The organism is Streptomyces sp. NPDC090025, from assembly GCF_044748125.1.
In the GTDB taxonomy this organism is placed as follows: Bacteria; Actinomycetota; Actinomycetes; order Streptomycetales; family Streptomycetaceae; genus Streptomyces.
This window is the reverse complement of the sequence record NZ_JBIVFL010000001.1, coordinates 124,590-150,370: the sequence shown is the minus strand read 5'-3', so window position 1 is coordinate 150,370 and position 25,781 is coordinate 124,590. Positions and strand designations below refer to the sequence as shown.

General features: G+C 72.3%; 20 protein-coding genes and 1 riboswitch. Of the genes, 11 read left to right on the top strand and 9 right to left on the bottom strand.

Translation table 11 applies throughout. The annotated features are described in order from the left end of the window. Positions 1–64 precede the first annotated feature (64 nt). Complete coding sequence (locus ACIPXM_RS00725; protein WP_401650181.1) at positions 65–703, bottom strand: hypothetical protein; 639 nt, start codon at positions 701–703, stop codon at positions 65–67. 98 nt (positions 704–801) lie between these two features. Here ACIPXM_RS00725 and ACIPXM_RS00720 point away from each other — a divergent pair, with 98 nt between their 5' ends. Together ACIPXM_RS00720 and ACIPXM_RS00715 are read left to right on the top strand one after the other, a co-directional pair. Then, positions 802–1,548: a transporter substrate-binding domain-containing protein gene (locus ACIPXM_RS00720; RefSeq protein WP_401650178.1), complete on the top strand. Its 747-nt coding sequence runs from the start codon at positions 802–804 to the stop codon at positions 1,546–1,548. 309 nt (positions 1,549–1,857) lie between these two features. Further along, positions 1,858–2,625, top strand: a complete 768-nt coding sequence (locus tag ACIPXM_RS00715; protein ID WP_401652413.1) for a class I SAM-dependent methyltransferase — start codon at positions 1,858–1,860, stop codon at positions 2,623–2,625. Positions 2,626–2,669: 44 nt separating this feature from the next. Here ACIPXM_RS00715 and ACIPXM_RS00710 read toward each other — a convergent pair whose 3' ends face one another. Continuing rightward, entirely contained in the window at positions 2,670–3,152 is a 483-nt protein-coding gene (locus tag ACIPXM_RS00710; protein WP_401650175.1) for an SRPBCC domain-containing protein, read from the bottom strand. Positions 3,153–3,419: 267 nt separating this feature from the next. Between ACIPXM_RS00710 and ACIPXM_RS00705 the strand changes: the two genes are divergently transcribed. Next, entirely contained in the window at positions 3,420–5,045 is a 1,626-nt protein-coding gene (locus ACIPXM_RS00705; protein WP_401650170.1) for a hypothetical protein, read from the top strand. Next, on the top strand, positions 5,035–6,696 hold the full coding sequence (locus ACIPXM_RS00700) for a hypothetical protein (protein WP_401650168.1): 1,662 nt from the start codon (positions 5,035–5,037) through the stop codon (positions 6,694–6,696). The genes ACIPXM_RS00705 and ACIPXM_RS00700 overlap by 11 nt, the downstream gene beginning before the upstream one ends. A 140-nt stretch (positions 6,697–6,836) precedes the next feature. Here ACIPXM_RS00700 and groL read toward each other — a convergent pair whose 3' ends face one another. From groL to thrC, 4 genes are all read right to left on the bottom strand, one after another. After that, positions 6,837–8,456 carry a chaperonin GroEL gene (groL, locus tag ACIPXM_RS00695; RefSeq protein ID WP_401650165.1) on the bottom strand — a complete coding sequence of 540 codons (1,620 nt, stop codon included), beginning with the start codon at positions 8,454–8,456 and terminating at the stop codon, positions 6,837–6,839. Between the two features lie 373 nt (positions 8,457–8,829). Further along, positions 8,830–9,033 (bottom strand): cold-shock protein, encoded by a 204-nt coding sequence (locus tag ACIPXM_RS00690; protein WP_401650162.1) that lies wholly within the window; start codon positions 9,031–9,033, stop codon positions 8,830–8,832. A gap of 532 nt (positions 9,034–9,565) precedes the next feature. Continuing rightward, positions 9,566–9,844, bottom strand: a complete 279-nt coding sequence (locus tag ACIPXM_RS00685) for a MoaD/ThiS family protein (RefSeq protein ID WP_401650158.1) — start codon at positions 9,842–9,844, stop codon at positions 9,566–9,568. Between the two features lie 38 nt (positions 9,845–9,882). Beyond that, on the bottom strand, positions 9,883–11,220 hold the full coding sequence (gene thrC / locus ACIPXM_RS00680; protein ID WP_401650156.1) for a threonine synthase: 1,338 nt from the start codon (positions 11,218–11,220) through the stop codon (positions 9,883–9,885). Then, a riboswitch (SAM riboswitch) is annotated at positions 11,214–11,363 on the bottom strand. Its footprint overlaps the gene before it by 7 nt. A 121-nt stretch (positions 11,364–11,484) precedes the next feature. On the opposite strand from thrC, the gene ACIPXM_RS00675 reads away from it, so the two are divergent. From ACIPXM_RS00675 to ACIPXM_RS00660, 4 genes are all read left to right on the top strand, one after another. Continuing rightward, the gene (locus ACIPXM_RS00675; protein ID WP_401652411.1) at positions 11,485–12,429 is read left to right on the top strand and encodes a glucosyl-3-phosphoglycerate synthase; all 945 of its coding nucleotides are present in this window, start codon (positions 11,485–11,487) and stop codon (positions 12,427–12,429) included. A 130-nt stretch (positions 12,430–12,559) separates the two neighbouring features. After that, positions 12,560–14,404, top strand: a complete 1,845-nt coding sequence (locus tag ACIPXM_RS00670) for an isopeptide-forming domain-containing fimbrial protein (RefSeq protein ID WP_401650153.1) — start codon at positions 12,560–12,562, stop codon at positions 14,402–14,404. 91 nt (positions 14,405–14,495) lie between these two features. Next, positions 14,496–15,908, top strand: coding sequence for a trehalose-6-phosphate synthase (locus tag ACIPXM_RS00665; RefSeq protein WP_401652409.1), 1,413 nt, complete (start codon positions 14,496–14,498; stop codon positions 15,906–15,908). Between the two features lie 115 nt (positions 15,909–16,023). After that, positions 16,024–19,482, top strand: coding sequence for a FlgD immunoglobulin-like domain containing protein (locus ACIPXM_RS00660; RefSeq protein ID WP_401650150.1), 3,459 nt, complete (start codon positions 16,024–16,026; stop codon positions 19,480–19,482). On the opposite strand, the gene otsB is transcribed toward ACIPXM_RS00660, so the two are convergent. The 3 genes from otsB to ACIPXM_RS00645 all read right to left on the bottom strand — a co-directional run bounded on the left by otsB (position 19,470) and on the right by ACIPXM_RS00645 (position 21,951). Continuing rightward, positions 19,470–20,360 carry a trehalose-phosphatase gene (gene otsB, locus ACIPXM_RS00655; RefSeq protein WP_401650147.1) on the bottom strand — a complete coding sequence of 297 codons (891 nt, stop codon included), beginning with the start codon at positions 20,358–20,360 and terminating at the stop codon, positions 19,470–19,472. The two genes, ACIPXM_RS00660 and otsB, sit on opposite strands and share 13 nt — an antisense overlap. 32 nt (positions 20,361–20,392) lie before the next feature. Then, the gene (locus ACIPXM_RS00650; protein WP_401650145.1) at positions 20,393–20,641 is read right to left on the bottom strand and encodes a DUF3263 domain-containing protein; all 249 of its coding nucleotides are present in this window, start codon (positions 20,639–20,641) and stop codon (positions 20,393–20,395) included. Between the two features lie 86 nt (positions 20,642–20,727). Then, the gene (locus ACIPXM_RS00645; protein WP_401650142.1) at positions 20,728–21,951 is read right to left on the bottom strand and encodes an ABC transporter substrate-binding protein; all 1,224 of its coding nucleotides are present in this window, start codon (positions 21,949–21,951) and stop codon (positions 20,728–20,730) included. A gap of 289 nt (positions 21,952–22,240) precedes the next feature. Between ACIPXM_RS00645 and ACIPXM_RS00640 the strand changes: the two genes are divergently transcribed. The 3 genes from ACIPXM_RS00640 to nagA all read left to right on the top strand — a co-directional run bounded on the left by ACIPXM_RS00640 (position 22,241) and on the right by nagA (position 25,753). Next, positions 22,241–23,182 (top strand): SIS domain-containing protein, encoded by a 942-nt coding sequence (locus tag ACIPXM_RS00640; protein ID WP_401650140.1) that lies wholly within the window; start codon positions 22,241–22,243, stop codon positions 23,180–23,182. A gap of 361 nt (positions 23,183–23,543) precedes the next feature. Beyond that, on the top strand, positions 23,544–24,608 hold the full coding sequence (locus ACIPXM_RS00635; protein WP_401650137.1) for an ROK family protein: 1,065 nt from the start codon (positions 23,544–23,546) through the stop codon (positions 24,606–24,608). Next, a complete protein-coding gene (gene nagA, locus ACIPXM_RS00630; RefSeq protein ID WP_401650134.1) occupies positions 24,608–25,753 on the top strand; it encodes an N-acetylglucosamine-6-phosphate deacetylase in 1,146 nt (381 codons plus the stop codon). Before ACIPXM_RS00635 ends, nagA begins: the two co-directional genes overlap by 1 nt. The last annotated feature ends 28 nt before the right edge of the window (positions 25,754–25,781 follow it).

The window sequence follows — 25,781 nt, the reverse complement described above, 5'->3', positions numbered from 1 at the left end:
GCCCCCGCCCCGCGCGACGGCCCGCCCACCCGGCCCCGCCCGTACCGGGTCGGTCCGTACCGGGTCAGTCCGACGACCCCACACTCGGAATGTGCGCCGCCACCGCGTTCACCGGCGCGATCAGCAGCCACAGCAGCGCCGCGCCGAGCGCCACCGCCGACCACACCGCGTGCATCCCGGCCAGCCACGGCGCCACCAGCAGGAACGGCACGGCGTACCGGCGCAGCCGCCGGAGCGCCCCGCGCACCGTCCAGCACTCCTCGACCGGGTCCACCAGGCCGAACGCCAGACCGCCGATGATGCCGCCCATGATGCCGGTCAGCAGCAGCGCGCAGCCGGTCGCGATCCAGACCGCCACCGCGGGCACCCCCGCCTCCTCCCCCGCCGCGCTCGCGAACGCGGCGACCAGCGCGCCCAACGGCACGCACAGCGACACCAGATGCAGCAGCCGCGCCCAGTCCCACCACGCCGACACCCCCACGCCGCGGCGACCCGGCCGCGACCCGGCCGCCCGCGCGACGGCCACCACCCACAGCACCCCGCAGCCGAGCGCCACCCCGCCGACGACCAGCGCCCGCAACTGCCCCACCTCGTCCGGACGCCACCACAGCAGCAGCACCGCCACATGCCCGAGCAGCACGGCCGCAGCCCCGAGCCATCGCGCGGCCCGCACGGCCGCCGCCCCGTTCCCCGTACTCCCCATGTTCCCCGCCAACTCCCCGGCCCCCTCCGACGATGCTCCGACGCAGCGTACGGGCCGTCCCTGCCGTCCCGGCGGGGGGCGGTGCCTAGACTCCGCCCATGACCGCCACCGACACCCACCGCCCGGACCCCGACCCCGCTGTCGTCGCGGACCTCGCCCCGACCGGCACCCTGCGCGCCTCGATCAACCTCGGCAACCCCGTCCTCGCCCAGGGCACCCCCGCCGCGCCCACCGGCATCACCGTGGACCTCGCCCGCGAGTTCGGGGCGCGCCTCGGAGTGCCCGTCGAGCTGCTGTGCTTCGACGCGGCGCGCAAGTCGTACGAGGCGATGGCGACCGGCCGCGCGGACCTCTGCTTCCTGGCGGTGGACCCGGCGCGCGAGGCGGAGGTGGCGTTCACCGCGCCGTACGTCCTGATCGAGGGCGTGTACGTGGTCCCGCGCGATTCCCCGCTGCGCACCCCGCAGGACGTGGACGCGCCCGGCGTACGGATCGGGGTGAAGGCGGGCTCGGCGTACGACCTGCACCTGGGGCGGGCGCTGCGGCACGCGACGGTGGTGCGGGGCGCGGAGGGCGTGGACACCTTCGCGGCGGAGGGCCTGGAGGCGGGCGCGGGCATCCGCCAGCCGCTGACGGCGTACGCGGCCGCGCACCCCGAAGTGCGGCTGGTGGAGGAGCGGTTCATGGAGATCCGGCAGGCGGTGGGGACGACACTGGGGCGCGCGCCGGAGACGGTGGCGTTCCTGCGGGCGACGGTGGAGGAGCTGAAGGCGAACGGCTTCGTGCGGGATGCGCTGCGGCGGGCGGGCCAGGACCCGGAGCTGGTGGCGCCGCCGGCGGTGTGAGGGGCCGGACTCCGCACTCTGCCGGGGGGCGCCGGGAAACCCGTACGGAAGCCGGGAAACCCGTACCGAAACCGTCCCGGCGGTGGCCCGGAACGGGCCCGTACCGGCCCCTGAGGCCCCCGCCCGAGGCCCTGGAGCCGCCCGGCGACCGGCGGCTCCACCCTCGCCGCGAACGCCGCTCCCGAGCCCTCCCGGCGACTCCACCCACCCTATCTGACCTGGGCTTTCACCCCTATCTCCCGTAGCGTGAACACGACACGGAGGGGGATCCGCATGCACCGCGCCGACCGCACCGAGGCCGTCACCGGCATCGACCGTTCGACCCGCACCACCGAGGACGTCCTGAGGCTGCTCGACGGCCTGTTCGCCGAGGACGCCGACAAGTGGCGGGGCTTCTACGACGACCGGACCCGGCCGGTGCCGTTCTTCGTCGACAAGCCCGACGAGAACCTGGTCGCGCACCTCGGCTCCGGCCTGCTGCCGCCCGGCGGCCGCGCCCTCGACCTGGGCTGCGGGCCCGGCCGCAACGCCCTGCATCTGGCGGGGCGCGGCTTCGAGGTGGACGGCGTGGACCTGTCGGCGGGCGCGCTGGCCTGGGCGCGGGAACGGGCCGGGGCGGCGGGCCCGGCGACCCGGGTCAGGTTCCACCGGGGCGACGCGTTCAGCGGCGAACTGTCGGCCGCGCTCGGCACGTACGACCTGATCTACGACTCCGGCTGCTTCCACCACCTGCCGCCGCACCGCCGCGCGAGCTACCTCGCCTTCCTCGACCACCACCTCGCCCCCGGCGGCCACTTCGCCCTCACCTGCTTCGCGGCGGGCCCCGGCGGCATGGGCTCCGAGCTCCCGGACCCGGCCTTCTACCGCGACCGCTCCCTGCACGGCGGCCTCGCCTACACCGCCGAGTCGCTGCGCACCCTCTTCACCGGGTACGAGGAACGCGACCTCCGCCGCATGCGCGAACAGCCCGCCACGTCCCCGCACTTCGGCGAGTCCTTCCTCTGGACGGCCCTCTTCCGCCGCCCGTCCGCCGCGCCCGCCCAACCGGCCGAGCCGCGCCCTCACACCACCGCGTAGAGCAACGTCCCGGCTCCTGCCACGGCAAAGGCGGCCCCCATCACCTAAGGGGGACCGCCCGACCGCCCCAGAAACCCCGCGAGCCGGTCGTACTGCTCCCGCACCCCCGCCTCCATCCCCGCCGCCAGCGCCTGGTCCCGGCTCTCCGTCGTCGGCCAGAAGGAGGTGCTGGTCAGGGCCGTGCCGCCGAGCGGGGTGGGGTCGAAGGTGAGGATCACGCGGACCGGCTCCGCGTCCGGCATCTGCTCGAAGCGTTCCGTGTAGACGAGGCGCTCCGGCGCGACGACCTCCTCGTACCGGCCCGAGAAAACGATCTCCTGACCCCCGGGCCCGCGCTGGCCCCAGCGCCACGCGCCGCCCACCCGCAGATCCACCTCGGTCACGAACGTCACCAGCTCCGACACGCCGTACCACTCCCGCACCTGCCCGGGCCGCGTCCACGCCTCCCAGACCCGCCCGACCGGCGCGTCGAAGGTCCGGGTGACGACCAGCTCGCGATCCGCCGGGGTGGTGAGCAGCGTGACCATCGGATTCTCCCTCCGGTTCGCCCTCCGGGCCGGCCCGCCGGGGCTCTCCTCCCAGCATGGACCCGCCCCCCGGTGAGGGCGAGCAGAACGCCACCCGGGAATCGGGTGAACGCGTTCAACGATCAGGCGCTATCGTGCTCCCACGCGGAACGCGATTTCTACGCGCCGCCTTTTACCGACCTGTGGGGGGTCCATCAGATGCGCTCAACGCGCACGCTGCCGCATGCCCTCGTGCGTGCGGCAACCGTATTCGCCCTTTCGGCAGGCGTGGCCCTGCCCGCCGCCATCGCGGCCCCCGCCGCCTACGCGGCGAACTCCGTGACCAACGTGGTCACCCAGGACGACGGTCGGCTCGCCGTCGTGGGCCTGCCGACCAACGCCCTCTGGGTGAAGGTCAGCGTCCTCGCCTCCGGCGCCGAAGGCGCCGACGTGCTCGCCGCGACCGACGCGTTCTCGCTGTCCGGCGCCTCCGCCTGGACCACCGACGCGCCGATCAAGCTGCCCGAGGGCACCACGCTCGGCGACTACCCGGTCCGCGTCCAGTACCGCCTGCCCGGTGGTCTCGTCACCACCCAGACCATCGGCGCGTACGGCTACAAGCTGCACACCGGTCTCTCGTCGGTCGCCTTCGACCGCAAGACCACCAGCTACGACGCACGGACCGTCGTCCTCTCCGGCCGCGCCACCACCTGGAACCCGGCCACCGGCGAGCGCACCGACGCCGCCCCGGGCACCTCGGTGAAGGTCTCGCTCAAGGTCAAGGACGCCTTCGGGCTGGAGCGCACCCAGGCCGTCACGGCGACCACCGAGGCGGACGGCGCGTTCACGCTCCCCGTCACCCCGGACGCCGAGATCCTCAGCGGCACCGCCGAGGTCGTCGGCAGCGCCGACGTCGACCCGGACGACGCCCGCCCGCTGCCCGCCGTGGGCGTCGAGAAGCTGACGTACCGGATCACCTCCGACACCAGCCGGTTCCGCGTCAACGCGGGCACCGACGTGACGGTGACCGGCCGCGTCGAGCGGCTGACCGAGGACGGCTGGAAGCCGTTCGGCGAGGGCGCCCCGGTGATCACCACCGGCACCGCCCCGGTCTCCTACGAGTCGTCCGTCCGCAACCAGATCGGCGGCGGCAGCACCCGTGCCGACGGCTCCTTCTCCTACCAGGCGCGCGCGCAGACGACGACCACCGGCGCCTACACCGGGCTGCGCCCGTCCGTGTACTACGGCAACGGCAACAACCGCCCGTACGACGAGGTCCCCCTCGCCGTGCCGCAGCAGTTCAACTTCGTCAACACCGCGCACACGATGGACCAGTTCGGCGCGGTGACCGTCCGCGGCACCCTCGGCGCGAGCAGCACCTGCTACACGAAGCGCGACTGGGTCGCCCTCCAGGTGTCCTTCGACAACGGGCGCACCTGGGGCCAGGTCAAGGCGCTGCCCGTCAACGACTGGTGCGGCTACGAGTTCAAGATCTGGGGCTACGAGAACGCGCTCTACCGCGTCTACCACCCCGAGACGGACCGCTTCGTCACCAAGACGAGCAACCCCGTCCGCCTCTCCCGGATCCCCACCCGGATCGTCAACCTGTCGGTCACCCCTTCCCGCCCGACCACCGGCGGCAGCATGACCGTCAAGGGCCTGGTGCAGCAGAAGGTCAACGGCGTCTGGAAGGCCATGCCGGGCGCGCGCGTGACCTTCGTGTTCCTGCCCAAGGGTTCCAAGCCGAACGAGGGCCCCTGGTACCTGAACAAGAAGGACATCGCCACCAGCTCGTCGGGCACCGTCAGTTTCCGGACCACCAACTGGGGCGACGGCAGCTGGGGCCTTTTCCTCCAGGAGAAGAACGGTTACTTCTACAGCCAGTCGAGGGCGCTCTATGTCGATGCACGCTGATCTCCGACGGCTCTCCGCCGTCTCCCTCGTCACCGCCCTCACCCTCGGCGTCGCGGTCGGCCCGGCCTTCGCCGCCGACGAGCCCGCGAACCCCCTGGGCATCGGCCGTGCCGTCACCAACGACGCCCAGCGCGGCACCTTCCAGGTGACCGCCTGGACCGACGCCCCGCAGGCGAAGGTCACCGCCGTGTCGGCCAAGGTCCGGCAGGGCGGCACCGTCCTCGCCGAGATCGACTCGCTGCCGGAGGACACCGCACGCCGGGGCACGTTCGCGCTCCCCGTCGAGTCCACCCTGAAGCTCACCGAGGACGGCGGCACCATCCCGGCCCTCGGCACGTACGCGATCGACGTCACCGCCACCGACTCGGCGGGCAACACGGTCACCCGTACCGACGCGGGCACGCTCGACTTCACCCTGAAGCCGCAGCTGCGCTCCTTCAGCCTCGGCACCCCGAGCTGGTCCGACCGCAACGTGCACCCGAAGGGCACGCTGGTCGGCGTCCAGCCCGGCTCGAACGACGAGGTGCCGCTCACCGGGCGGACCGTGTCGTTCGACTCCTCGTACTACGAGGGTGCGCCCGGTAGCGCCGCGACCGACGAGACCGGCGCCTTCGAGGGCCAGCCGATCCCGGCCGCGGGCGTCTACGCCTGGTACACCGCCTCGTACACCGAGAACAGCACCGAGGTGCACGGCCGGACCACCTGGACCGCCAGCTCGAACGCGCAGACCAGGTCGCTGTCCGTCACCGCCCGCGCCGACAAGACCCGCGCGGTCCGCGGCGAGACCGTCACGGTCACCGGCCGGGTCACCGACCGGGACAACAGCGCCCCCGTCGCCGACCAGCCGGTGAAGGTGCGCCTCGGCGGCGGGCTCGCCAAGACCGTCGGCACCGACGCCGACGGCCGGTTCACCGCGGCGCTCATCGCCGCCCCCGTCTCCGACCCGAACAACGGCACCTCGGAGTCCTGGCAGGTCGAGTCCGCCGACCCGTACCAGTGGTTCAGCACCTCCGGCCGGATCGCCCTGCCGCTGGACTCCACGACCACGGTGACCGGGTACAAGCTGGCCACCGACGCCCGCCTGACCGTGACCGGCGAGCTCCGCTCCCCGTTCGAGCGCTGGGCGCCGTACTCGTCGATGCAGCAGGTGGTCCTGGAGCAGTCCCCGGACGGGAAGACCGGCTGGAAGCGGATCGCCTCCACCGACTTCTACAACAACGGTGTCCGCACCCCGTTCTCCGTCTCCGCCTGGAACAAGGGCGGCTGGTTCCGGGTCCGGCACGTGCTCAACGACACCTACGCGGAGTCGGTCGGCAAGCCGTTCCACGTGGTCCGCACCGACAGCCGGGTGCAGAGCCTGAAGGCGTCGCCGGACCCGGTCCGCAAGGGCGCCACGGTCACCGTGACCGGCTCGCTCCAGCACCTCACGAACGGCGCCTGGCGCGGCCTCGGCTCGCAGTCGGTGAGCGTGTGGTTCAAGCCCTGGGGCAAGACCACCTGGAAGCAGGTCGCCACCGGCAAGTCCGCGGCGAACGGCTCCGTCGCGGTGAAGACCAAGGCGAGCGCCGACGGCTGGTACCAGATCCGCTACTACGGTGACGGCAGCCACTTCCAGGCGACGAGCGGCCAGGACTGGGTCGACGTCCGCTGACCCGTCTCATGTCATGACGCCGGTCCTGTGCTCGGGACCCCGTAACGACAGAAGGGCGGCACCCCCTCAGGGGTGCCGCCCTTCCGCGTCAGCTCAACTGCTCAACTGCTCAACCGCTCATGAACTCCGATCCGTCAGGATCAGAAGTCCATGTCACCGCCCGGCATGCCGCCGGCCGGGGCCGCGGCCTTCTCCGGCTTGTCGGCGATGACGGCCTCGGTGGTGAGGAACAGCGCGGCGATGGAGGCCGCGTTCTGCAGCGCGGAACGCGTCACCTTCGCCGGGTCGATGATGCCCTCGGCGATCATGTCGACGTACTCGCCCGTGGCGGCGTTCAGACCGTGGCCGACGGCCAGGTTGCGCACCTTCTCCACGACGACGCCACCCTCGAGACCACCGTTGACGGCGATCTGCTTGAGCGGGGCCTCCAGGGCCAGCTTGACGATCGCGGCACCGGTGGCCTCGTCGCCGTCCAGCTCCAGCTTCTCGAAGACCGAGGAAGCCTGCAGCAGGGCCACGCCGCCACCGGCGACGATGCCCTCCTCGACGGCCGCCTTCGCGTTGCGCACGGCGTCCTCGATGCGGTGCTTGCGCTCCTTGAGCTCGACCTCGGTCGCGGCACCGGCCTTGATGACGGCGACGCCACCGGCGAGCTTCGCCAGGCGCTCCTGGAGCTTCTCGCGGTCGTAGTCCGAGTCCGAGTTCTCGATCTCGGCGCGGATCTGGTTCACGCGACCGGCGACCTGCTCGCTGTCACCGGCACCGTCGACGATGGTGGTCTCGTCCTTGGTGATGACGACCTTGCGGGCGCGGCCCAGGAGGTCGAGACCGGCGTTCTCCAGCTTGAGGCCGACCTCCTCGGAGATGACCGTGCCGCCGGTGAGGATGGCGATGTCGTTCAGCATGGCCTTACGACGGTCACCGAAGCCCGGGGCCTTGACGGCGACGGACTTGAAGGTGCCACGGATCTTGTTGACGACCAGGGTCGACAGGGCCTCGCCCTCGACGTCCTCGGCGATGATCAGCAGCGGCTTGCCCGACTGCATGACCTTCTCCAGGAGCGGGAGCAGGTCCTTCACGGAGGAGATCTTGGAGTTGACGATCAGGAGGTACGGGTCCTCGAGGGCCGCCTCCATGCGCTCCATGTCGGTGGCGAAGTACGCCGAGATGTAGCCCTTGTCGAAGCGCATGCCCTCGGTGAGCTCGAGCTCGAGCCCGAAGGTCTGCGACTCCTCGACGGTGATGACGCCTTCCTTGCCGACCTTGTCCATCGCCTCGGCGATGAGCTCGCCGATCTGGGTGTCGGCGGCGGAGATGGAGGCGGTGGAGGCGATCTGCTCCTTGGTCTCGACCTCCTTGGCCTGGTCGAGCAGCGCACCGGAGACGGCCTCGACGGCCTTCTCGATGCCGCGCTTGAGGGCCATCGGGTTGGCACCGGCGGCCACGTTGCGCAGGCCCTCGCGGACGAGCGCCTGGGCGAGCACGGTGGCGGTGGTCGTACCGTCGCCGGCGACGTCGTCCGTCTTCTTGGCGACTTCCTTGACCAGCTCGGCGCCGATCTTCTCGTACGGGTCCTCGAGCTCGATCTCCTTGGCGATGGAGACACCATCGTTGGTGATCGTGGGGGCGCCCCACTTCTTCTCGAGGACGACGTTGCGACCCTTCGGGCCGAGGGTGACCTTGACGGCGTCAGCGAGCTGGTTCATGCCGCGCTCGAGACCGCGCCGGGCCTCCTCGTCGAACGCGATGATCTTGGCCATGTGAAGTGGTCCTCCCGGACATGGGGTGGATAACGCTCCTGGACCGCGCCGACGCCCGCGACGGACGGTACGCGCCGAGCGGTTCCTTCCCCACTCGGTGAGCGACCTCGTCAGCCGATCCTCGTAGCACTCTCACCTTCAGAGTGCTAACGCCAATGATTAGCACTCGACCTAGGAGAGTGCAAGCGACTCAGGAGGATCCGCACCCCTCGGGCCACCCCACCGGCCACCCCACGGGCCACCCCACGGGCCACCCCTCACAAGCCTCCGCGGCCCAGGGCCCCGCACCCCCGGACACGGACGAAGGGCCCGCCCCCTCTCGGGAAGCGAGCCCTTCGCCTGGAAGTGCGTCGGTCGGCCGATCGCGCCGTGCTCAGACGGCGATCTTGACCATGTCCGCCTGCGGGCCCTTCTGACCCTGCGAGATCTCGAACTCCACCCGCTGACCCTCTTCGAGGGAGCGGTAGCCGTCCATCTGGATCGCGCTGTAGTGGACGAAAACATCCGCACCACCGTCGACCGCGATGAAGCCGTAGCCCTTCTCCGCGTTGAACCACTTGACGGTGCCCTGAGCCATGCCTAACTCCCCTATTACTGGCCCTTGCGCGGATCCGCACTTCGCGGACCCGGGTCAGACCCTGCGCCGGAACGCGTCGACCGCGGCTGAATGTATCTGTCCAACTGCCCTCTGCAACAGGTCAATCGGACGAGAATTCTGGGCACGCCGGAAAGCGGAATTAGGGAGAATCCCCAGGATCACGGGGCAAGTCGGGCCCGACAAAACGCGCAGAAGGCGCAGAAGACACGGGGGGACCAAGGCACTTTGGCTACTTCTTGTCGTGCTCGGACGCATTCTCATATGCGTCTGGCATGCGCGACGGAGGCGACTTCCCCAACTCTACCGCGCTCAACCATGCAGAATTGCCCCCTCCGCTTCTTAGCGCGGAAGGGGCAATTCAGATACTCCGGGTACTGACGAGTACGTCAGTGGCAATACGGGTGGCAATACGGGTATGTCGGACGGTCCCGACAGGCAGACGGACAGACGGGCAGACCGACAGACCGAACAGACAGGCCGAGGGACCGACGGGCCGACAGACCGACGGGGCTCAGCAGCCGCCCGCGACCGCCGGGATGATCGAGATGCCCGCGCCGTCCGGCGTGGCCGTCTCCAGGCCCTGCTCGAAGCGCACGTCGTCGTCGTTCACGTACACGTTCACGAAGCGGCGCAGCTTGCCCTGGTCGTCCAGGACGCGGGCGGCGATGCCCGTGTGGTTCTTCTCCAGGTCGGCGATGACCTCGGCGAGGGTGCCGCCCTCGGCGGCGACCTCGGCCTGACCGCCGGTGTAGGTGCGGAGGATGGTGGGGATGCGGACGTTCACGGCCATGGGTCTCGCGCCTTTCGGAGCTTCGGAGGTACGGCGGTTCAGTGGGCCAGGCCCGCGTCGCGGAACGCGTCCAGGCTCGGGCGGATGGTGGCGGTCGCCTGCGCGCCCTCGGCCACCGCGTCCAGGGTCTTGAGGCCGTCGCCGGTGTTGAGGACGACGGTGGTGAGGGAGGGGTCCAGGAGACCGTTCTCGACGAGCTTCTTCGTCACGCCGACGGTCACGCCGCCCGCGGTCTCCGCGAAGATGCCCTCGGTACGGGCCAGGATCCGGATCGCCTCGACGACCTGCTCGTCGTTCACGTCCTCCACGGCGCCGCCGGTGCGGCGCGCGATGTCGAGGACGTACGGGCCGTCGGCCGGGTTGCCGATCGCCAGCGACTTGGCGATGGTGTTCGGCTTCTGCGGGCGCACCACGTCGTGCCCGGCCTTGAAGGCGGCGGACACCGGGGAGCAGCCCTCGGCCTGGGCGCCGAAGATCTTGTACGGCTTGTCCTCGACCAGGCCCAGCTTGATGAGCTCCTGCAGACCCTTGTCGATCTTGGTGAGCTGGGATCCTGACGCGATCGGGATGACCAGCTGGTCCGGGATCACCCAGCCGAGCTGCTCGCAGATCTCGTACGCGAGGGTCTTGGAGCCCTCTCCGTAGTACGGGCGCAGGTTGACGTTGACGAAGCCCCAGCCCTCGCCCAGCGGGTCGCCGATGAGCTCCGAGCAGAAGCGGTTGACGTCGTCGTAGTTGCCCTCGATGGCGACCAGGTCGCCGCCGTACACCGCGGCCATCACGACCTTGCCCTGCTCCAGGTCGTGCGGGATGAACACGCAGGAGCGGAAGCCGGCCCGGGCGGCGGCGGCGCCGACCGCGCCGGCCAGGTTGCCGGTGGAGGAGCAGGACAGGGTGGTGAAGCCGAAGGCGCGGGCGGCCTCGATGGCCTGGGCGACGACCCGGTCCTTGAAGGAGTGGGTCGGGTTGCCGGAGTCGTCCTTGACGAACAGCTTGCCGGGCTCGACACCGAGCTCGCGGGCCAGGTTGTCGGCCTTGACCAGGTGGGTCCAGCCCGGGTTCAGGTTGGGCTTGTCGGCGACGTCGGCCGGTACGGGCAGCAGCGGGGCGTAGCGCCAGATGTTGGCGGGACCGGCCTCGATGCGCTTGCGCAGCGCCTCGGGGTCACCGGTCGGCAGGTCGTACGCCACTTCGAGCGGGCCGAAACACAGCTCGCAGGCGAAGATCGGGCCGAGCGGGAAGGTCTCCCCGCACTCGCGGCAGGAGAGTCCGGAAGCGGGACCGAGGTCGACGGCGCCGGAGGTACCGGGGGTGGTGGCGGTGGTTCCGGGTGCGACGGTCTGAACAGCCATGGAGGCGAGGCCCTTTCTCCTCATCTTCCTCATGGCGCACTTCGCCATGAGACGGATTTGGCACCTTCCCTAGTCGGTGGGACCTCGCTGGATGACGAGACTGATGACCGACTGGAGGGTTGCCGGGGCTTCAACGGGCCGTTTCCCTCTGCCCCTCTGGATGAGCGGTATTCGATTGTGGAACGCGGTCGGCACCCCGACATGCATCGGGCATCCGCGTTGTTCAAGACTGTAACCGAAGCCTTCGATGGTGGAGACGCGCGTCCGAACCGCGAGATGGAGATCACGTTGCTGGAAGAAGTGGAGCGCTGGCTGGACCGGCGGTCCTGGTCCGTGGCCGACCGTCCGCTGGAAGCGATCCTCGCCGCCAAACGGGGCACCACGGTCAGCGTGGTGCTGCCCGCGCTCGACGAGGAGGCCACGGTCGGCACGATCGTCGCCGCGATCAGGGCCGAGCTGATGACCGAGGCGGTGCCGCTGGTCGACGAGCTGGTGGTGATCGACTCGGGCTCCACCGACCGGACGGCGGAGGTCGCCGCGGCGGCCGGGGCGCGGGTGGTGGCCAGGGACGCGATCCTGCCCCGGATACCGGCCGTGCCCGGCAAGGGCGAGGTGCTGTGGCGGTCACTCCTGGTGACCAGCGGGGACATCGTCTGCTTCGTGGACGCGGACCTGAGGGACTTCTCCGCCGACTTCGTGACCGGCATCGTCGGCCCGCTGCTCACCGACCCCGACGTGGCCTTCGTGAAGGCCATGTACGACCGCCCGCTCGGCGACACCCCAGGTCAGGGCGGCCGGGTGACGGAGCTGGTGGCCCGCCCGCTGCTCAATCTGCACTGGCCGCCGCTCGCCGGTTTCGTCCAGCCGCTGGGCGGCGAGTACGCGGCGCGCCGCTCGCTGCTCGAACGGCTGCCGTTCCCCGTCGGTTACGGAGTGGAGCTGGGCCTGCTGGTCGACGCGCTGCACACGGTGGGCCTCGACGCGCTCGCCCAGGTGGACGTCGGGGTGCGCAAGCACCGGCACCAGGACGGGCAGGCGCTCGGCCGGATGGCGGCGGCGATCTACCGGACGGCGCAGGTACGGCTGTCCCGCGGCCATCTGGTGCGGCCCGAGCTGACCCAGTTCGAGCGCGGCGCGGACGGCTTCGTGCCGCGCACCCACCCGGTCGACACCGAGGAGCGGCCGCCGATGACGGAGATCGCGGAGTACGAGGAGCGGCGCAGCGTGGCGTGAGACGTACGGACGTGAGTCGTACGGCCGTGAGTCGTACGGCAGGGCAGGGCGCCCCGGCCGACGCACAGCGTGGACACGCCAGGCGTGGCGTACACCGAATAATGCGCCTTTCTGCCTAAATTTCCGTTCCATGCGGTTCATGCGGTTCACCTTCAAGCGGTTCACCTTCACGCGGTTCAGAACTCCGGGAATCCTGCTGGCCACGCTCGGCCTCGCCGCCGGGGCGCTCTCCCTCACCGGAGCGGGCCCGGCGGCGGCCGATGTCGTCGAGCCGTTCGGCAAGCGCTACGACGAGTCGCTGTACGGCGACTTCATCACCATCGGCAACACGGTCATCGGCTGTCCCACCGCCCCCGCCGACATGGCGGCCCGCTGCAAGACCGCCGGCTCGGGGCAGGGCTCGGACAACAACAACACCTTCGACATGCGGCGGATCGACACCGCGGGCATGGGCGGCGACCTGGGGTCGAGCACCGGGAAGGTCGAGATCCCGCCCGGTGCGACCGTCGTGTACGCGCGGCTGTTCTGGGGCGGCAACGACGGCACCTACCGGGGGCCGAGCGGTGCCCAGCTGGCCCGCTGCGACATCTCCGGCGCCGACGTGTCGCCGTCCCCCGGCGACCACGCCACCACCGCCCCGAAGATCAAGGTCGGCGCGGGCGCCGTGACCCCGGTGTCGATCGACCACATGGTCACCGACCCGGCCACCACCGGCGGCCCGCACTACTACACCGGCGAGTCCGACGTCACCGCCGCCTTCGCCGCCGCGAGCGGCGACACCCCGGTCGCCGTCGGCGGCGTCTGGGCGCCGAGCGGGCGGGGCTGCGTGGCCGGCTGGTCGCTGACCGTCGTCTACAGGTTCCCCGGCCCGAACGCCACGTACGCGCCCGAGCGCCGCAACGTGTACGTGTACGGCGGCCACGTGCTGCAGCGCTCCACCTCGCCCGCGACCACCGTCACCGTCGACGGCTTCTACCGCACCCAGGGCATCCCGCGGGCCGGTGTCACCGCGTACGAGGGCGACTGGAACACCCCCGGCGACCGCTTCCTCGTCGACGGCCAGAACGTCGTCCAGCCGCACACCGGCAACACCAGGAACTTCTTCATCAGCGCCAGCGACGGCGCCGTCGACCCGGACCTGGTCAACAACCTGTCGATCGACGCCGAGGAGTTCGACCTCCCGGACGCCGCGATCCCGGTCGGCGCCACCTCCGCCGAACTGACCTTCTCCACCAAGGGCGACACCTACGTGCCCTCGGCGCTCGCGCTGTCCGTGCCCGTGCCCGACCTGGTGGTCACCAAGAAGGCCAGCCCGCAGAAGGTGAAGCCGGGCGACACCGTCACGTACACCGTCACCGCCGAGAACATCAGCGGCCTCGACTACCCGGGCGCGCGCTTCAGCGACGACCTGACCGGCAACCTCGACGACGGCAAGTACCTCGCCGACGCCAAGACCGACCTCGGCAAGGTCACCTGGACCTCCCCGAAGATCACCTACGCGGGTGACATCCCGGCCGGGAAGAAGGCCACCATCACCTACTCGGTGAAGATCGACGACCCGGTGAAGGGCGACGGCAAGCTGCCCAACAGCGTCGAGGTCCAGTCACCGCGCTCCAACTGCGGACCCACCAGCGAGGACCCGGCCTGCGGCGTCGCCCCGGTGCTCAGCCCGCCGACCCACCCCAGCCCGCCGACCTCGCCGGACCCGTCGCCGTCCTCGCCCGGCCCGTCCGCCTCGCACCCCGGCACGCCGTCCGACCCGCCGTCCGACCCCACACCGTCCACCGGACCGCACCCGGGCGGCCCCGGCGACGGCTCCCACCCCGGCGGGGACGGCGGCGACGGCGGCGAGATGGCCGAGACCGGCTCGAACGGCGAACGGCTCTGGCTGCTCGGCGCGCTCGCCGCGGCCCTGGTCGCGACCGGCCTGGTGGCCAGGGCGGCCGTACGGTCCCGCCGCCGCCAGGAGTACTGAGCCCCGCGTACGGAATCGGGCACCCCGCCGGGTGTCCGATTCCGTACGTTTGAGCGTTTACGGTCCGGGCTAGGTACGCCGTATGGCTCGTATGGCTACCGTCCTCGTCGCGTCCAACCGCGGCCCGGTCTCGTACACCGTCCGCGACGACGGCTCGCTCGACACCCGGCGCGGTGGCGGCGGGCTCGTCTCCGGCCTGTCCGCCGTCACCGCCGAAGGCACGGGCGACGGGACCGGCGGCGGGACCGGCGGATCCGACGACACCCTGTGGGTGTGCGCCGCGCTCGGCGACGGCGACCGCGAGGCCGTCCGCCGGGGCGTCGCCGAACCCGGCGTCCGGATGCTCGACATCCCGCCCGAGGTGTACGCCGACGCCTACAACGGCATCGCCAACTCGGTGCTGTGGTTCCTCCACCACCACCTGTACGACATCCCGCGCGAGCCCGTCTTCGACGCCGCCTTCCGCCGCCGCTGGGACTCCTACCGCGCCTACAACCAGGCGTTCGCCGACGCCCTCGCCGACGCGGCCGCCCACGGCGCCGCCGTCCTCGTGCAGGACTACCACCTGGCCCTGGTCCCCGGACAGCTCCGGGCGCGCCGCCCCGACCTCAGGATCGCGCACTTCACCCACACCCCGTGGGCCTCCCCCGGCTATCTGGCGATGCTCCCCGACGACATCCACCAGGAACTGGCCGACGGCATGCTCGGCGCCGACCACATCGGCTTCCACACCCGGGCCTGGGCCGACGCCTTCACCGCCGACCCCTCTGTGCGGCGCGCCGACGCCGCCGCCCGGGTCGCCGTCCACCCGCTCGGCGTCGACGCCGACGACCTGCTCGCCCTCGCCCACCGGCCCGCCGTCGACGACCGGCTCGCCGCGCTGCGCGCCGAGATCGGCCCCGGCCGCCGCACCATCGTCCGGGTCGACCGCACCGAACTCTCCAAGAACATCCCGCGCGGCCTGCTCGCCTACCGGGAACTCCTCACCACCCGCCCCGAATGGCACGGCCGGGTCGTCCACCTCGCCTCCGCCTACCCCTCCCGGCAGGACCTGGCGGTCTACCGCGCCTACACCGCCGACGTCCGCGACCTCGCCGAGCGGATCAACGCCGAGTTCGGCACCCCCGACTGGCAGCCCGTCCTGGTCTCCGTCCAGGACGACTTCGTCCGCTCCCTCGCCGCCTACCGGCTCGCCGACGTGGCCCTGGTCAACCCGGTCCGCGACGGCATGAACCTGGTCGCCAAGGAGATCCCCGTCGTCTCCGAACAGGGCTGCGCGCTCGTCCTGTCCCGGGAGGCCGGCGCGTACGACGAGCTGCGCGCCGACGCCCTCACGGTCAACCCGTTCGACGTCACCGAGACCGCCGAGGCCCTGCACCGCGCCCTGACGATGACCCCGGCCGACCGGGCCGACCGCACCAAACGACTGGCCGCCGCCGCGACCGCCCACCCCCCGCGCCGCTGGTTCCTCGACCAGCTCGCGGCCCTGCGCGCCCTCGGCTAGCCGAGCGGTCACCCCGCCCACCGGACCGCCCCGCGACGGCTGTTAGCCTCCCGTCCACCTGCGGTGGGGGGCACGGCAGGGCTCGGGGGAGGGATTCCTGGTGTTTCGTCGTACCTTGACGCGGAGCGCGGCGGTCGCCGCGACGGCGTTCGCCCTGGCGGTGGGGGGCGGCCTCACGCCGCTCGCCGGAACGGCGGCGGCGGAGCCGGCACCGGCACCGCAGGAAGTAGTGGTGCCGCCGCCGTACTTCAACGCGCCGAAGTTCGGCTGGCCGGTCAGGGCGGAGTACTCCCGTCTTTCTCAGGCCGACAGCGTCGGCCGCGAAGGAGTCTTCCGCTACGACGAGCGCGGCAAGGGCTTGGTCCAGTGGACCCGGTACTCCGACGGCACGACCCTGACCGTGCCGATGCCCGCCGATCCCCGGTACCTGACGCAGGGCACCGCCACCGACACCCTGGCCTTCCCTCGCGACAACGAGATCGAGCTGCGCGACCCGTACGGCGGCGTGCGCGTCTACCCCCTCCCGGACGGCTACACGGCCTCCGCCATGACCCCGAAGATCTTCGGCTCCACCGTGTTCGCGTACCGGGTCCTCACCCGTCCGGACGGGACGACCACGTACGAGCCGCACCCGCTGTCGCTCCTCGCCGACGGCACGGTCCGCGAGCTCACCGTCACCGGCCTGCCCGGCGGCACGAAGCTGGGCGTGGTCGTGGGGGGCGACGACACCTCCCTGATGTTCGAATCGACGGCCGAGGACGGCACCCGCCACCTGGTCCTCGTCTCCCAGCGGACCGGCCGGGTCGAAGGCGTCACCCCGGCGCTGCCCATGGGCTACGGGCGGGTGAAGCTCTCGCCCGAGCACATCGCCGTGTACAGCTCCGACGAGGCCGTCCGCACCGTGCTCGTCGGCTCGCGCACCGCCCCCTCCGCCCCCTGGGCCGAGGTACCCGTGACCACCACGGCCCGCGGGCTGCTGCATCACCTCGCCGTGGTCGGCGACTGGCTGGTCTACCGCTCGCGCGGCGGCGTCGAAGGGGTCCCGATCGCGGGCGGCCCCGCCGTCACCCTGCTCACCAAGGCCACCGAAGGGCTGGCTTCCGGCCCCGGCGGCACCGCCGTCGCCACCGGCACCACGGGTGCCGGCGGGGACGAGCACGTCGACTGGGGAGTGCAGCGGATCACCGCTGACGCGTCGGGCAAGCCGGTGGTGACCACCCTGACCCGGTTCTACCGGCCGGCGCACGTCCAGGGCATCACCCTCACCCACGGCAAGCTGGCGACCGTCGACGACCGCGACCCGGTGCGGCCCTCCCTCAGGGAGCGGAAGCTCAGCGCCACGGGAACGCCGACGTACGGACCCTCCGAGTGGCTCACCGAGAGCCTCCCCGTCTGTTCGGGCGACGCCGACCTCGCGTGCGCCCAGCTGCGGGCGACCGGCGACGGACGCTACCTGCGGCGCGCCGAGGTCGACTCGACCAGCGAACGCCAGGGGTACTTCGGAACCGGTCTCCACCGGTCGAGCCGGCCGCTGAACCTCGCCACGGGCAGCCGGATCGTCGACGTCAACGGCGACGAAACCGTCCAGTACGTGCCGGGCGCCGCGGGCTCGCCCGCCCGGCAGATCACCTACTCCGCCGGGCAGATCGTGGACGAACGGGTGCCGGGGGCGGCCGCGCTGTGGAACGGCCGCCTGTGGACGGCGGGCACCACGAACGGAGTCCTGACCGCCAAGGACCTCACGACCGGCAGGACCGTGGAGACCGTGGCCACCGGGGCGCCCTGCGTCGTCAAGGAGACCCAGGCGGCGGGCCGCTGGCTCTACTGGAGCTGCGGCGCGGCGGGACCGGCCGGGGTCTACGACCGTACGGCGAAGGTCTCGCGGCCGGTACCGGCGGGCGAGAGCCTGCTCGGGGACGGTTTCGTCGTCACGCACGACAAGGCGGCGGGCACGCTGGTCCTCACCGGCGCGGACCCGGCACACCCGGTCGACCGGGTGGTGGGCGAGCTGCCGGCGACGGGCGCCGACCAGCGCCACGTCCGCTGGACCGTCGACCGGAACGGCGCCAACCTGGCCTACGTCGACGCCACCGAACGGACCCACGTCGTGCCGACCGGCATCGCCTCCCAGCCGCTCACCACGCTGGGAACCGCCGAACGGCCCTCCGTCGTGGACGCCAGGAACTTCTACGCCGATCTGACGGCGGTCGCCGTCAGCAAGCCGGTCGGCAGCTGGGTCATGACGGTCCGTCACCTCGCCACCGGCGCCGTGCACGAGCTGCGCACGGGCAAGGACGCCCGGGGCACGGTGCGGGTCCCGTGGCCCGGCACCGACGCGTCCGGGCGGCTGATGCCGAACGGCCGGTACACCTGGACCCTGACCGCCACCCCCGCCGACGGCGTCGGCCCGGAACTCCGGCAGTCCGGTGACGTCGCCCTCATCGGCGGAGCCTCGGCGGCCTCGGACACGTACCAGGTGATGGAGCCCACCCGCTTCCTGGACACGCGCTACGGGACGGGCGTGCGCCGGGGGAAGGTCGGCGCCAACGGCACGGTCACCCTCCAGGTCGCCGGACGCGGGGCCGTCCCGTCCGACGCGACGGCCGTGACCCTGAACCTGACCGTCGTCAACGCCACCGCGAACACCTTCGTCACCGCCTACCCGGCGGGCACCGCCCGCCCCAACGCGTCCAACGTCAACGTGCCCGCCGGGCGGGCCGTGTCCAACCTGGTGACCGTCCCCGTCAAGGACGGCAAGGTCACCTTCGCCAACCACGCGGGCTCCGCCGACCTGGTCGCCGACGTCTCCGGATACTTCACCGCGGACACCGGGCGCGACCGCTTCCAGCCGCTGAAGCCGACCCGTGTCATCGACACCCGCACCGGCCTGGGCGCCCCCAAACACAAGGCTGACGACTACCACTGGCCGGAGTTCGTGGCCTCGGGCACCGGCGGCCTGCCGAAGACCGGGGTGACGGCCGTGCTCGTGCACGTCACGGCGACCGGCGCGACCAAGCCGACGTACGTGACCGCGTTCGGGGACCGCGCGGACGGCAGCACGCTCACCCTGCTCCCCGGGCAGACCGTGTCCAACCTCGCCGTGGTGAAGCCCGGCGTCTACGACGACGTCGTCAACGTCGTGAACCACACCGGCGCCGCCGACGTCATCGTCGACCTCGCCGGGTACTACACCTCCGAGCCGGTCGGCGCGCTCTTCAAGCCCCTCGCGCCCAGCCGCTCCCTCGACACCCGCACCGGCACCGGCGCCCCCAAGGGCAAGCTCGGCGCCGGACGGACCGTCACGCTGACCGTCGCCGGGCGGGGCGGCGTCCCCGCGACCGGGGCGACGGCCGTCGTCATGAACGTGACAGCGACCGGCGCGAGCACCGGCACATACATCAGCGCCTACCCGTACGGGACACCACGGCCGACGACGTCGAACGTCAACGTGCGGGCCGGACAGACCGTGTCCAACCTCGTCGTCGTGCCGGTGAAGGACGGCAAGGTCACCCTCTACAACCACGCGGGCGGCGTCGACGTCATCGCCGACATCCAGGGCTTCTACGCCCCCTGACCGGCCCCCTGACCCGCCCCCTGACCGCCCGCACCCCGACCGACCGCCGCCGCGAGCCCGGCGAGCAGCTCCACCACGCCCGCCGGGCCCGGCACCGTGAGGTCGGCGCGGGCCGCGAGGTCGGGGACGGACTCGGTGCTGGAGGCCGAGCAGACGAGCAGCCCGGGGACGCCGTCGGCGCGCAGCCGGTCCACGGCCGCGAAGGCGGGCAGGTCGCCCAGGTCGTCGCCCGCGTAGAGGACCGCGCCCGCGCCGACCGACCGGACGTGGTCGATCAGGGCGACGCCCTTGTCCATGCCCGGCGGGCGCAGCTCCAGGACCATCCGGCCCGGCTCAAGGACCAGGCCGTGGTGGGCGGCGAGGTCGCCGAGCGGGCCCTTCAGGGCCTCGAACGCGCCCTGCGGGTCGGCGGCGCGCCGGGTGTGGACGGCGACCGCGCGGCCCTTCTCCTCGATCCAGGTGCCGGGCCAGGCCCCGATCCGGTCCAGGAACCCGGGCAGCTCGGCGCGGACCGAGGCGACCCCGGGGTGCGGGGCGGCGGCCCGCACGGTGCCGGTGACGGCGTCCCAGCGCTCGGCGCCGTAATGCCCGAGGACCACCAGGTGCTCAAGGCCGGGGACCCCGGCGAGGCCCCCGTACCGTACGGCCACTCCGGCAGGGCGGCCGGTGACCACCACCACGGAGGCCACCTCGGGGGCGAGGGCGGCGAGCGCGGGCACGGCGCCGGGATGCGCCCTGGCCCGCTCGGGGTCGGGGACGATCTCGGCGAGCGTCCCGTCGAAGTCGAGGGCGACGACGGCCTTCTCCGGCCGCGCGAGGAGCGCGGCGAGACCGTCGCGACCGGCGGCCGTGGTCGGGTGCGGCAGGCTGCTGACCATGTTCACGACCCTACCGAGGTACGCCCCCGGCGTCAGCGGCGCCGACGCCGCTCGGCGCGGACCCGGCGCAGCCGGTTCACCGTGACCGGGTCGTGGCGCAGCGCCCGCGGATCGTCGAGCAGCGCGTTGAGCAGCTGGTAGTAGCGGGTCGCGGAGAGGCCGAGGCGCTCGCGCACGGCCCGCTCCTTGGCGCCGGGACCGGGCCAGGAGCGCCCTTCCATGGCGAGAACGGCCCGCTCCCGTTCCCCGAGCGGCTCCGGCTCGCCGGGTTCAGTCGTCATACAGACCAATTTATGCGGCGCCGCTGACGGTCGGCGCTCCGGCCGCCGCGGCCCCGCACCCGGGGCCCGTACCGCGCTGCTCGGCGCTACTCGGCGCTCTCGGCCGCCGCGGCCTGCCGGGCCAGCTTGGTCAGCACGTCCGACGGCTTGCCCGCCGGGTCGACCGCCTTGCCGATGTCCTGCTTCACCTTGCTGCTGACCTGCGCCCAGGAGGTCTTGCCGACCGGCGGCAGCTGGGAGTCCGGCAGCGCCTCCAGGAACTCGCGCAGGTCGGCCGACTTGGGGTCGGACTGCATGGTGGCGGAGGCCGAGATGGTGGCGGGGAGCAGCTGGTTGTCGCCGGCGAACTTGAGCACGTTCTCGTCGCTGAAGACGAAGTCGAGGAACGCGCCGACCTCCTTGCGGTGGCCGTTCTGCTTGAAGCCCATGATCCAGTCGGCGACGCCCATGGTGGCCTTCGCCTTGCCGTCGGTGCCGGGCAGCGCGATCTTGCCGACCTTGACGCCCTTCTTGGCGGCCTCCTGCATCAGCGAGGGGTGGCCGTTGAGCATGCCGACCTCGCCGCGCGCGAACGCGGCGAACGCGTCCTTGCGGTTGAGCTTGCCGGGGGCGGTCGGGCCGGTGAGGCCCTTGGCGACCAGGTTCTTGCGCAGCCAGTCGAAGGTGCGGATGTTGGCCTCGGAGTCGAGGTCGTAGTGGCCGGTGCCGTCGAGGTAGCCGCCGCCACCGCTGAGCAGCCACATCAGCGTCTCGGCCTGCGCCTCCTCGGGCCCGAGCGGCAGCGCGAAGGGGTAGGTGACGCCCTTCTTCTCCAGCTTCTGGGCGGCGGCGGCCAGTTCGTCCCAGGTGGTGGGCGCTTCGTCGACGCCCGCCTTGTCGAACAGGTCCTGGTTGAAGAAGAGCAGCCGGGTGGAGGCGACGAACGGCAGGCCGTACTGGGTCCGCTTGTACTCGCCCGCGTCGACCAGCGGGGCCAGGAAGTTGGCCTGCACCGGGATGGAGAGCAGTTCGTCGGCGGAGTACAGCTGGTCGGCCGCCGCGTAGTCGGCGTAGGCGCCGATCTGGGCGATGTCGGGGGCCTGACCGGCCTTCACCAGCTCGGCGACCTTGCGGTCGACGTCGTTCCAGGACTCGATCTGGACCTGGACCTTGATGCCGGGGTTCTTCGCCGTGAAGGCGGCGACGAGGCCGTCCCAGTACTTCTTGGTCGAATCCCCGCCGGTGAGGTCGTAGTCGGCGGCCACCAGCTTGAGGGTGACATCGCCGCTGTCACCGCCGAGGGTGCCGCAGCCGGAGAGGCCGGCGGTCATTCCGACTGCGGTGGCCGCCGCGGCCAGTCCTATGAATCGTCGCCGCTGCACAGCCGTAACCCACCCTTTGCTCGTCGTCGAGGCATCGTTCGGCCGTAAGTTTCTCCCGGTTGATCACTGGAGGTCTACACCAGTTGCGTATCGCTTCCGCAACGCCTCGCACCCGGGACTCCCCGCCCTGCTATGCACGAGCTGCCAGGGACCGGCAGCCACCTGGCGAGAGACCGAAAACCCCTGCCAGGATTCCCCGTTGGTCTGAACCAATCCGACCCCATAGGAGTCGCCGAGCATGTCCCGCACCTCCAGCTCCGCGCAGCCCTTCGCTTCCGCATCCCTCACCGCCGCCGAGATCGCCACCCAGCCGGCCCTCTGGCGGCGCGCCGCCGAGGCCGCCGCCGACTTCGACGGGCTGCCCCGGCCCGGTGAGCGCGTCGCCGTCACCGGCTGCGGCACCTCCTGGTTCATGGCGATCGCCTACGCGGCGCTGCGCGAGGCCGCCGGGCTCGGCGAGACCGACGCCTTCGCCTCCTCGGAGTTCCCGGTCGGCCGCCCGTACGACCGGGTCGTCGCGATCACCCGCTCCGGCACCACCACCGAGGTGCTCGACCTGCTCCGCGCGCTGCGCGGCCGGATACCGACGGTGGCGGTCACCGCCGACCCGAAGACGCCGGTGATGGAGCTCGCCGACACCGTCGCGGTGCTCGACTGGGCCGACGAGGAGTCGGTCGTCCAGACCCGCTTCGCCACCACCGCGCTCGCCTTCCTGCGGGCCGGACTCGGCGAGCTGCCCGGCCTGAAGCCGGTCGCCGAGGCGGCCGACGACGCCGAGCTCGCGCTCACCGAGCCGCTGCCGGAGGCCGTGCTCGGCGCCGAGCAGTGGACCTTCCTCGGCCGCGGCTGGACGTACGGGCTCGCCCAGGAGGCCGCCCTGAAGATGCGCGAGGCGGCCGGGGCCTGGACCGAGGCGTACCCGGTGATGGAGTACCGCCACGGCCCGATCGCGATCACCGCGCCCGGCCGGGTCGCCTGGGTCTTCGGCGAGCTGCCGGAGGGCCTGGCGGCCGAGGTCGCCGGGGTCGGCGGCGCCCTGGTCACCCACCCGGACTCCGACCCGCTGGCCGCCCTGGTCCGCGCCCAGCGCCTCGCGGTCACGGTCGCCGAGTCCCGCGGCCTGAACCCGGACCGCCCGCGCAACCTGAACCGGAGCGTGATCCTGACGCCGGAGGCGTGAGCGAGGGGGGCGGGGCGGGGTGCCGCGCGGGTCCCGCACGCTCCCGCAGGCCCTGAGCCCGCGGGCCACGCCCTCGGGCGCGGGCCCGCGGGCGTGAGCCTCGCCACCCGGCCGGGCGCCCTCACGGCGCCCGGCCCACCCGGGCCCGGCCCCGTACCGCCACCGCCCGAGAACCCGTACGACCGCCCCGGCACCGGGATTCCGCCGCCGTACCGGCCCCGTACCGGCCCCGCGCGTCCGCCGTACGGCCGTACCGCTCGCACCTCTCCCCCGCCCCACCCCTCCCCGAATTTGTATCCGCGCGCAACAATCCCCCGCAGTGGACTAGACCTTTCGGGTCATCTCGCGCGAGACTGTGCCCGTGAGACACGTCATCGCCCTCGATGTGGGCGGCACCGGCATGAAGGCCGCCCTCGTCGGGGCGGACGGCACCCTGCTGCACGAGGCGCGGCGGGCCACCGGACGCGAGCGCGGCGCCGAAGCGGTCGTCGGGACCATCCTCGACTTCGCCGCCGAGCTGCACGCCCTCGGACAGGAGCGGTACGGCGAGCCCGCCACGGCCGCCGGAGTCGCCGTCCCCGGCATCATCGACGCCGCACACGGCATCGCCGTCTACGCCGCCAACCTCGGCTGGCGCGACGTCCCGCTGCGCGCCCTGCTCAGCGAACGCCTCGGCGGCCTCCCCGTCGCCCTCGGCCACGACGTCCGCACCGGCGGCCTCGCCGAAGGCCGGATCGGCGCGGGCCACGGCGCCGACCGCTTCCTCTTCGTCCCGCTCGGCACCGGCATCGCCGGAGCCATCGGCATCGGCTCCACGATCGAACCCGGCGCCCACGGCTACGCGGGCGAGATCGGCCACATCGTGGTCCGCCCCGGCGGCGTCGACTGCGCCTGCGGCCAGCGCGGCTGCCTGGAGCGCTACGCCTCCGCCTCCGCCGTCTCCCAGGCATGGGCCGACGCCTCCGGCGACCCCGAGGCCGACGCCGCCGACTGCGCCAAGGCCGTCGAATCCGGCGACCCGGCCGCCGTCGCCGTCTGGCAGACCGCCGTCGACGCCCTCGCCGACGGCCTGGTCACCGCGCTCACCCTGCTGGACCCCCGCACCCTCATCATCGGTGGCGGACTGGCCGAGGCCGGGGAAACCTTGTTCACACCCCTGCGGGCCGCGGTGGAGGAGCGCGTCACGTTCCAGAAACTGCCCGCCATCGTCCCGGCGGCCCTCGGGGACACCGCCGGGTGCCTGGGCGCGGGCCTGCTCGCCTGGGACCTGCTCGCCACCGGCACCCCCGAGCCCCCCACGGCCCGGACCACCGACGGCGGCACCGACAGCAGCACCCCCAGCGACACCCAGAGCGAAACCCACAGCGACACCGACCACCCCACCGCCCCCACCGACCGCCCCACCGACTCGGAGGTATCCGCCTGATGGCCGTTTCCACAGTTCTCGCCGGGGCCCGTGTGGTGCTGCCGACCGGGATCGTCGAGAACGGACGGGTGATCGTCGAGAACGGGAAGATCGCCGGCAGCGCACCCGCCGACACCCCCGCCCTCGACCTCTCCGGCCACTGGCTGGTGCCCGGCTTCGTCGACATGCACAACCACGGCGGCGGCGGCGCGTCCTTCACCTCCGGCACCGTCGACGACGTCCTCACCGGCATCCACACCCACCGGCTGCACGGCACCACCACCGTCGTCGCGTCCTTCGTGACCGGCGAGATGGACTTCCTCGTCCAGCGCGCCGGGCTCCTCTCCGAGCTCGCCGAACAGGGCGACCTCGCGGGCCTCCACTTCGAGGGCCCGTTCATCTCCCCCTGCCGCAAGGGCGCCCACGACGAGACCCTGCTGCGCGACCCCGACCCCGCCGAGGTCCGCAAGCTCATCGACGCGGGCCGCGGCCACGCCCGGATGGTCACCCTCGCCACCGAGCTGCCCGGCGGCATCGACTCCGTACGGCTGCTCGCCGAGCACGGCGTGATCGCCGCCATCGGCCACACCGACGCCAGCTACGAGCAGACCCAGGCCGCCATCGACGCGGGCGCCACCGTCGCCACCCACCTCTACAACGCGATGCCCGCACTCGGACACCGCGCGCCAGGACCCATCGCCGCGCTCCTGGAGGACGAGCGGATCACCGTCGAGCTCATCAACGACGGCACCCACCTCCACCCGGCCGCCCTGGAACTCGCCTTCCACCACGCGGGCCCGCACCGCGTCGCCTTCATCACCGACGCCATGGACGCCGCCGGCTTCGGCGACGGCAACTACATGCTCGGCCCGCTCGCCGTCGAGGTGAAGGACAGCGTGGCCCGGCTCGTCGAGGGCGGCTCCATCGCCGGCTCCACCCTCACCCTCGACCGCGCCTTCAAGCGCGCCGCGACCATCGACAAGCTGCCCGTCGAATCCGTCGTCCAGGCCATCTCCGCCAACCCGGCGAAGCTGCTCGGCGTGTACGACAAGGTCGGCTCCCTGGAGCCGGGCAAGGACGCCGACCTCGTCGTCCTCGACGCGGACTTCGAGCTCAAGGGCGTCATGCGCAAGGGCGCCTGGATCGTGGAGCCCGAACTCGGCTGATCCCGAACTCGGCCGATCCCGAACTCGG

What these genes read in the sequence shown, in the direction of transcription:
- ACIPXM_RS00725 (WP_401650181.1), bottom strand. Translation starts at nt 703, where the DNA reads ATGGGGAGTACGGGGAACGGGGCGGCGGCCGTGCGGGCCGCGCGATGG.
- ACIPXM_RS00720 (WP_401650178.1), top strand. Translation starts at nt 802, where the DNA reads ATGACCGCCACCGACACCCACCGCCCGGACCCCGACCCCGCTGTCGTC.
- ACIPXM_RS00710 (WP_401650175.1), bottom strand. Translation starts at nt 3,152, where the DNA reads ATGGTCACGCTGCTCACCACCCCGGCGGATCGCGAGCTGGTCGTCACC.
- ACIPXM_RS00700 (WP_401650168.1), top strand. Translation starts at nt 5,035, where the DNA reads ATGCACGCTGATCTCCGACGGCTCTCCGCCGTCTCCCTCGTCACCGCC.
- groL (WP_401650165.1), bottom strand. Translation starts at nt 8,456, where the DNA reads ATGGCCAAGATCATCGCGTTCGACGAGGAGGCCCGGCGCGGTCTCGAG.
- ACIPXM_RS00690 (WP_401650162.1), bottom strand. Translation starts at nt 9,033, where the DNA reads ATGGCTCAGGGCACCGTCAAGTGGTTCAACGCGGAGAAGGGCTACGGC.
- ACIPXM_RS00685 (WP_401650158.1), bottom strand. Translation starts at nt 9,844, where the DNA reads ATGGCCGTGAACGTCCGCATCCCCACCATCCTCCGCACCTACACCGGC.
- thrC (WP_401650156.1), bottom strand. Translation starts at nt 11,220, where the DNA reads ATGAGGAGAAAGGGCCTCGCCTCCATGGCTGTTCAGACCGTCGCACCC.
- ACIPXM_RS00670 (WP_401650153.1), top strand. Translation starts at nt 12,560, where the DNA reads ATGCGGTTCATGCGGTTCACCTTCAAGCGGTTCACCTTCACGCGGTTC.
- ACIPXM_RS00665 (WP_401652409.1), top strand. Translation starts at nt 14,496, where the DNA reads ATGGCTACCGTCCTCGTCGCGTCCAACCGCGGCCCGGTCTCGTACACC.
- otsB (WP_401650147.1), bottom strand. Translation starts at nt 20,360, where the DNA reads ATGGTCAGCAGCCTGCCGCACCCGACCACGGCCGCCGGTCGCGACGGT.
- ACIPXM_RS00650 (WP_401650145.1), bottom strand. Translation starts at nt 20,641, where the DNA reads ATGACGACTGAACCCGGCGAGCCGGAGCCGCTCGGGGAACGGGAGCGG.
- ACIPXM_RS00645 (WP_401650142.1), bottom strand. Translation starts at nt 21,951, where the DNA reads ATGACCGCCGGCCTCTCCGGCTGCGGCACCCTCGGCGGTGACAGCGGC.
- ACIPXM_RS00640 (WP_401650140.1), top strand. Translation starts at nt 22,241, where the DNA reads ATGTCCCGCACCTCCAGCTCCGCGCAGCCCTTCGCTTCCGCATCCCTC.
- nagA (WP_401650134.1), top strand. Translation starts at nt 24,608, where the DNA reads ATGGCCGTTTCCACAGTTCTCGCCGGGGCCCGTGTGGTGCTGCCGACC.